This window comes from Curvibacter soli (assembly GCF_029211125.1).
In the GTDB taxonomy this organism is placed as follows: Bacteria; Pseudomonadota; Gammaproteobacteria; order Burkholderiales; family Burkholderiaceae_C; genus Curvibacter_A; species Curvibacter_A soli.
Genome location: NZ_JARGEN010000012.1, coordinates 36,913 through 43,744, shown reverse-complemented (window position 1 = coordinate 43,744; position 6,832 = coordinate 36,913). Strand labels below are relative to the sequence as shown.

At 69.0% G+C, this 6,832-nt stretch carries 6 protein-coding genes; all 6 read right to left on the bottom strand.

The features are described 5' to 3' along the window. Positions 1-32: 32 nt before the first annotated feature. Entirely contained in the window at positions 33-743 is a 711-nt protein-coding gene (locus tag PY257_RS02050; RefSeq protein ID WP_275738262.1) for an ABC transporter ATP-binding protein, read from the bottom strand. A 1-nt stretch (position 744) separates the two neighbouring features. Then, positions 745-1,515: an ABC transporter ATP-binding protein gene (locus tag PY257_RS02045; RefSeq protein ID WP_275738260.1), complete on the bottom strand. Its 771-nt coding sequence runs from the start codon at positions 1,513-1,515 to the stop codon at positions 745-747. 365 nt (positions 1,516-1,880) lie between these two features. Further along, a complete protein-coding gene (locus tag PY257_RS02040) occupies positions 1,881-3,434 on the bottom strand; it encodes a DHA2 family efflux MFS transporter permease subunit (protein WP_275738258.1) in 1,554 nt (517 codons plus the stop codon). A gap of 16 nt (positions 3,435-3,450) precedes the next feature. Beyond that, complete coding sequence (locus PY257_RS02035; protein ID WP_275738256.1) at positions 3,451-4,725, bottom strand: HlyD/EmrA/EmrK family protein; 1,275 nt, start codon at positions 4,723-4,725, stop codon at positions 3,451-3,453. A gap of 51 nt (positions 4,726-4,776) precedes the next feature. Continuing rightward, positions 4,777-6,228 (bottom strand): efflux transporter outer membrane subunit, encoded by a 1,452-nt coding sequence (locus PY257_RS02030; RefSeq protein WP_275738253.1) that lies wholly within the window; start codon positions 6,226-6,228, stop codon positions 4,777-4,779. After that, positions 6,225-6,755: a MarR family winged helix-turn-helix transcriptional regulator gene (locus tag PY257_RS02025; protein ID WP_275738251.1), complete on the bottom strand. Its 531-nt coding sequence runs from the start codon at positions 6,753-6,755 to the stop codon at positions 6,225-6,227. Before PY257_RS02025 ends, PY257_RS02030 begins: the two co-directional genes overlap by 4 nt. Between the last annotated feature and the right edge of the window lie 77 nt (positions 6,756-6,832).

Below are 6,832 nucleotides of genomic sequence, written 5' to 3'. Positions count from 1 at the left end.
GGGTGGGGGAAAGAAAAGCTGTCTGCCCAGGCTTACACGCCCAGTAGCTGGTTCAGGACGGGCATCTTGGATTCGAGCTGCGAGGCGTCGAAGCGTTCGACGATCTGGCCGTGCTCCATGACGTAGAAGCGGTCGGCCAGGGGCGCGGCGAAGCGGAAGTTCTGCTCCACCATCACCACGGTGTAGCCCTTCTCGCGCAGCATGACGATCATGCGCGCCAGCGCCTGCACGATGACGGGGGCCAGCCCTTCGGATATTTCGTCGAGCAACAAGAGCTTGGCGCCGGTGCGCAGGATGCGCGCCACCGCCAGCATCTGCTGCTCGCCGCCCGACAGGCGCGTGCCCTGGCTGTGGCGGCGCTCGGCCAGGTTGGGGAACATGGCGTAGATCTCGTCCACCGACATGCCCGACCCCATGCCCTTGAGGCGCGGGGGCAGCAGCAGGTTCTCCTCGCACGACAGGCTGGAGAAGATGCCGCGCTCCTCCGGGCAGTAGCCCACGCCCAGGTGCGCGATGCGGTAGGTGGGCAGGTGGATGGTCTCCACCCCGTTCACCTTGACCGAGCCGCGCCGCGCACCGGTCAGGCCCATGATGGCGCGCATGGTGGTGGTGCGGCCCGCGCCGTTGCGGCCCAGCAGCGTGACCACCTCGCCGGGGTGGACCACCATGTCCACGCCGTGCAGCACGTGCGATTCGCCGTACCAGGCCTGCAGGCCCTTGAGTTCGAGTGCGGGGACAGCCATGTCAATGCGCCCCTTGCAACTGGCCGTCGGTGGTGCCCATGTAGGCCTCCATCACCTGCGGGTTGCGCGACACCTCGGCATACGGCCCCTCGGCCAGGATGGCGCCGCGCTGCAGCACGGTGATGCGGTCGGCGATGGTGGAGATCACGCTCATGTTGTGCTCCACCATCAGGATGGTGCGGCCTGCCGACACCTTCTTGATGAGCTGGGTGACGCGGTCCACGTCCTCGTGGCCCATGCCCTGCGTGGGCTCGTCGAGCAGCATCAGTTCGGGCTCCATGGCCAGCGTGGTGGCAATCTCCAGCGCGCGCTTGCGGCCATAGGGCAGGTTGACCGTCAACTCGTCGGCCAGGTCATGCAGGCCCACCTCGGCCAGCAGTTCGCGGGCGCGTGCGTTGAGCTGGTCCAGCACGCGTTCGCTGCGCCAGAACTGGAACGTGATGCCCAGCCCGCGCTGCAGGCCCACGCGCACGTTCTCCAGCAGCGTGAGGTGCGGGAAAACCGCGGAGATCTGGAACGAGCGGATCACGCCGCGTCGCGCGATCTGCGCCGGCCGTTCGCGCGTGATGTCGATGCCGTTGAACCGGATGGTGCCCGAAGTGGGTTCCAGGAATTTGGTGAGCAGGTTGAAGCACGTGGTCTTGCCCGCGCCGTTCGGCCCGATGAGCGCATGGATGGAGCCGCGGCGCACCCGCAAGTCCACGTTGCTGACGGCGGTGAAGCCCTTGAATTCCTTGGTCAGCCGTTGCGTTTCGAGAATGACGTCTTCCACTTTGTCTCCGGGCCGCGTGCGGCCGCATGCAGCGGGCACACGAGCCCGCCCACCCCTGATCTTGCTGCATTGCATCCTAACGGCGCGCATGCGCCGCCCGCACCGGGAGAAACGCTTAGAGTCAGATACGCGTCAGATACGCACAGGCGTACAGGGGTCAGCCATGGGCGGCATGGCCGTAGGTCATGGCCTACGCCGTGCGGCGCGTGCTTCCTATACCCGCGCCCGGGCGCTCCGCCTACGATGCATCCATCGCACGGATCGAGCCCCGCAAAGGCGCCGGTTCAAGCGGCCATTCCCCCAGTTGGGGCGGTGTACGGTTCAGCGCCGACACCGCCCCTATTTTTGCGCCAATCGTCAATGCATCAATGCGCGCCCGCGGCAGCCTCGCTGCCGCCCGCCCGGCCGCGCAGCGGGTGCGACAGCCACACCAGCGGGATCAGCAGCACGAAGATCGCCGCCGACGCGAAGAACACGTCGTTGGCGGCCAGCATGAACGCCTGCTGGTCCACGAGCCGGTTCACCTGCGCCAGCGCCTGCTCGGCGCTCAAGCCGCCGGCCTGCAAGCCGGCCAGCGCGCTGCCGGCGCTGGCACTGCCCTGGCTCACCGCTTCCGCCAGTTGCGCATGGTGCATGGCGGCGCGGTTTTCCCACACCGTGGTGGCGATGGAGGTGCCCACGGCGCCTGCGGTGATGCGGGTGAAGTTGGACAGCCCCGATGCCGAGGGAATGCGGTCGGGCGGCAGGCCCGAGAGTGTGATCGTCACCAGCGGGATGAAGAAGAACGCCATGGCCACGCCCTGGATCACCGTGGGGATGAGGATGGCGGTCAGATCGGCCTGCGTGTTGAAGTGCGAGCGCATCCACAGCACCAGCGCGAAAACGATGAACGCGAAGCTGGCGAAGCGGCGCGGATCGACCTTGCCGATGTTCTTGCCCACCACGGGCGAGAGCACCAGCGCCAGCAGCCCGACCGGCGCCGTGACCATGCCGGCCCAGGTGGCCGTGTAGCCCATGTACTGCTGCAGCCACAGCGGCAGCAGCACCACGTTGCCAAAAAACAGGCCGTAGCCCACCGAAGTGGCGAGCGTGCCGGTCCAGAAGTTGCGCCGCGCGAACAGCGACAAGTCCACGACCGGGTGCTTGTCGGTCAGCTCCCAGGCCAGGAAAAACAGCAGGCCCACCACCGCCACCACCGCAAGCGTGACGACCATGGTCGAATGGAACCAGTCGTTCTCCTTGCCCAGGTCGAGCATGAGCTGCATGGACCCGACCCACACCACGAGCAGCGCCAGACCCATGGTGTCGATGGGCAGCTTGCGCACCGTGCTTTCGCGGTGGCGGTAGATGCTCCAGGCGCCAAACGCGGCGATCATTCCCACGGGGATGTTGATGTAGAAGATCCACGGCCAGGTCATGTTGTCGGTGATCCAGCCGCCCAGCAGCGGCCCCATGACCGGCGCGACCAGCGTGGTCATGGCCCACATGGCCATGGCCAGGCCCGCCAACGCGCGTGGGTAGCTCGCCAGCAGCAGCGACTGCGACAGCGGGATCATCGGTCCGGCCACGAAGCCCTGCAGCGCGCGCAGGCCGATCAGCATGGCCATGCTGGGCGCCAGCCCGCACAGCCACGAGGCCAGCACGAACAGCAGCACGCTGCCGACGAACAGCCGTACCTGGCCGAAGCGCTGCGACAGCCAGCCCGTGAGCGGCACGGCGATGGCGTTGGCCACGGCGAAGCTGGTGATGACCCAGGTGCCCTGGTTGGGGCTCACGCCCAGGTCGCCCGCGATGGCAGGCAGCGACACATTGGCGATGGAGGTGTCGAGCACGTTCATGAACGTGGCCGCGGAAAGGGCGACGGTGCCCCATGCGCGGGCAGCTCCCTGCAGCGGCGCGTGCTGTATCGATTCGGCCATGGCGTACCCGGTCGGCTCAGTGGGCCGCTACCTTGGCGGCACGGCCCAGGTTGGCGGCGATCACGCGCTGCACCTCGGCGTCCGCCCCTTCGTCGAGCATGGCGTAGACCTCGGTCTGCGCCACCACGCTGTCGCGCGGCATGTCGGCGAGCGTCTTCCCGCCCTTCTGCGCCACGTCCACCTCCACATCCATCGACAGGCCCACGCGCAGCGGGTTCTCGGCCAGTTGGCCGGGCTCCAGCACGATGCGCACCGGCACGCGCTGCACCACCTTGATCCAATTGCCGGTGGCATTCTGCGCCGGCAGCAGCGCGAACGCCGCGCCCGTGCCGGCGCCCAGGCCAGCGACCTTGCCGGTGTATTCGACCTTCTTGCCATACACGTCGGCGGTCAGCTTGGCGGGCTGGCCGATGCGGATGTTGCGTAGCTGGACCTCCTTGAAGTTGGCATCGACCCACACCTGGTTGAGCGGCACGATGGACATCAGCGGCGTGCCCGCCGCCACGCGCTGACCGAGCTGCGCGGTGCGGCGCGCGACGTAGCCATCCACCGGCGCGGGCATGGACGCGCGGCGGCTGGCCAGGTAGGCCTCGCGCATCTTCGCCGCGGCGGCGAGCACGCTGGGGTGTTGCTCCACGCTGGTGCCGTCGGTCATGCTCTGGTTGCTGACGAGCTGCTCGCGCGCCGCGGCCACCGCCGCCTGGGCCGAATTCGCCCCGGCCTTGGCGGCGGTCAGCGCGCTCTGCGCATTGGCGAGCGTGGTGCGGGCGTGGTTCAGCTCTTCGCCCGAGACGGCGCCGTTGCCCGACAGCGCCTCGCGGCGGTTCAGGTCGTCTGCGGCACGGGCCACTTCGGACTCGGCGCGCACGATGTCGCTCTGCGCCTTGTGGGCATCGGCTTCGCGCAGCGCCACCTGCGCGGCCAGCGCGCCGTTGTTGGCGTACAGGATGCGCACCTGGCGCACGGCCTGCGCCAGCGCGGCCTCGGCCTGGTCGAGCGCCATCTTGGCATCGGCGGGGTCGAGCTTGACCAGCGGCTGGCCGGCCTTCACGAAGTCGGTGTCGTCGGCGTAGATGGCCATGATGGTGCCGCCGATCTGGGGCGTGATCTGGATCACGTTGCCCTGCACGTAGGCGTTGTCGGTGCCCTCGTAATGGCTGGCCACCAGCCATTCGTAGGCGCCCCAGCCCAGGCCGGCGATCACCACCGCGCCGGTCAGGTAGGTGAGGGCCTTCTTGCGCGCGGGGTTGCCGGAGGACGGGATGGGGGTGGCATTGGCTGCGTCGTTCATGGTGTTGTCGGGATGTTTGGATGGAACAAGGTTTGCCGTGTGCCGCGCGTATCAGGGGTGCTGCTGCGCCACCACGTCGCCGGGCGCAGGCGCATAGCCGCCGCCCAGCGCGCGGGCCAATGCGGCTTGCGCATCGAGCGCGCGCGCGGCCAGGTCCACGGCCTGGCGGCGCTGCGCCAGCACGCTCGACTCGGCGTTGAGCACCTGCAGGTAGTTGCCCAGGCCGGCCTGGTAGCGCTCCAGCGCGATGGCGTAGGCGTCTTCGGCGGCCTGCTGGGCGGCACGCTGCTGGGTCTGCTGGCGCGCGATGGATTGCGTCGAGGCGATCTGGTCGGCGGCCTCGTGCACCGCGTCGAGCACGGCGGCGTTGTAGCTGGCCACCGCCGCGTCCAGGTCCGCTGACATGCCGCGCAGGTTGGCGCGCAGGCGCCCGCCCTCGAAGATCGGCAGGTGGATGGCCGGGCCCACGCCCCATTGCCGGCTGTCGGACTGGAGCAGTTGGCCCATGCCGAGGCTGGAGAGTCCGATGAAGGCGCCCAGGCTGATGTTGGGGTAGAACTGGGCACGCGCCACGTCCACGTCGCGCGTGGCGGCCTGCACACGCCAGCGCGCGGCGGCGATGTCGGCCCGGCGGCCCAGCAGGTCCACCGGGATGGCTGCCTGTGATGCTATGTTTTTCATAGCTGCCAGCGCAGGAACTTCAAGCGTCTGAGTCACTTTTGGCTCTGCAACCAGGGCGGCGATGGCGTTGCGCGCCAGGGTGTCCTGCTCTTGCAGCGCCTCGATCTGCTGGCGCGCCTCGGGCAGGCTGCCCTGGCTCTGGCGCAGCTCCATGCGCGTATCCAGGCCGGCGTTCACGCGGTCGCGCACCAGCCGCAGGGTTTCCTCGCGCTGGGCCAGGGTACGGCGCGCCACGGCCAGTTGCCCATTGATGCGCGCCCACTGCACGTAGCCACGCACCACGCTGCTGGCCAGCAGCACGCGGGCGGCCTGCGCGTCGGCCTGGGCGGCCTGGGCCGCGCCCAGGGCGGCGTCGAGCGCGGCGCGGTTCTTGCCGAAGAAGTCCAGTTCCCAGCCCGCGCTGAGCTGCAGCGAGCCCACGTCCTCGATGCTGCCACCCAGCGGCGGCGGGTACATGCTGGTGGCGCTGAAGCGCTGGTGCGTCACGTCGAACGAGCCATCGACCTGCGGGCGCAGCGCGGCGCCCGCCGCTTCGCCCATGGCCCGGGCGCGCTCCAGCCGCGCCTGGGCCAACTGCAGGCTGGGGCTGCCGGCCAGCGCCTGCTCCACCAGCCGGTCGAGCTGCGCATCGCCGAAGCCGCTCCACCATTGCGCCTGCACGTCGCCGGGAGGGCCATCTAGGCCCAGGGTGGCGCTCTCGCGCAGTTGCGCCTGCGGCGCGATGCCGCTCATGTCCGCGCAGCCCGTGGAAAGAATGGCGGCGCAGGCAGCCGCGGCCAGCGCGGTCGCGGCGCAGCGCAGCCGGCAGGTGGTTGGTTTCATGGCTGATCGTTCCCTTGTGCCCCGGCCTGGGCATGGGCCCGGCCGTTGGCGATTGCACGTTTTAGAAAGCTCTTGAACAGGGCCCACTCCCCGGGCGTGAAGTCCCGCAGGTGGATGTCCTGCACCTGGCGCAGCACGGGCAGGATGCGCCGGGCGGCGGCGATGCCCTCGGGCGTGAGTTCGAGATTGACCACGCGGCGGTCCACGCTGGAGCGCACACGCCGCAGCAGCCCCTTGGCTTCGAGCCGGTCGAGCATGCGCGTGGTGGCGCCGCCATCGAGGTGGCAGATGCGGGAAAGCTCGACCACCGACGATGCCTCCCCCGAGAGCAGCTTGATGAGCGGAATCCATTGCGCGCTGGTGAGGCCGCCGCTGGCTTCGAACTCGTTGTCGGCCTGCTGGCGCAGGCTGGCGAGCAGCACGCGCAGTTGGTAGCCCAAGCTCTCCTCGACCACTTGGCGCACGCCGCTATCCGGTCCGGCCCCGGGGCCGGGCGCGGATGAGGGGGGATGGCTTGGGGTATTCATGGTTTTCGACTTTACTGCCTAGGCAATCATTGTCAAGTCTGTAATTGCACCTGCATTTTTATCCCGCTACACTGCGC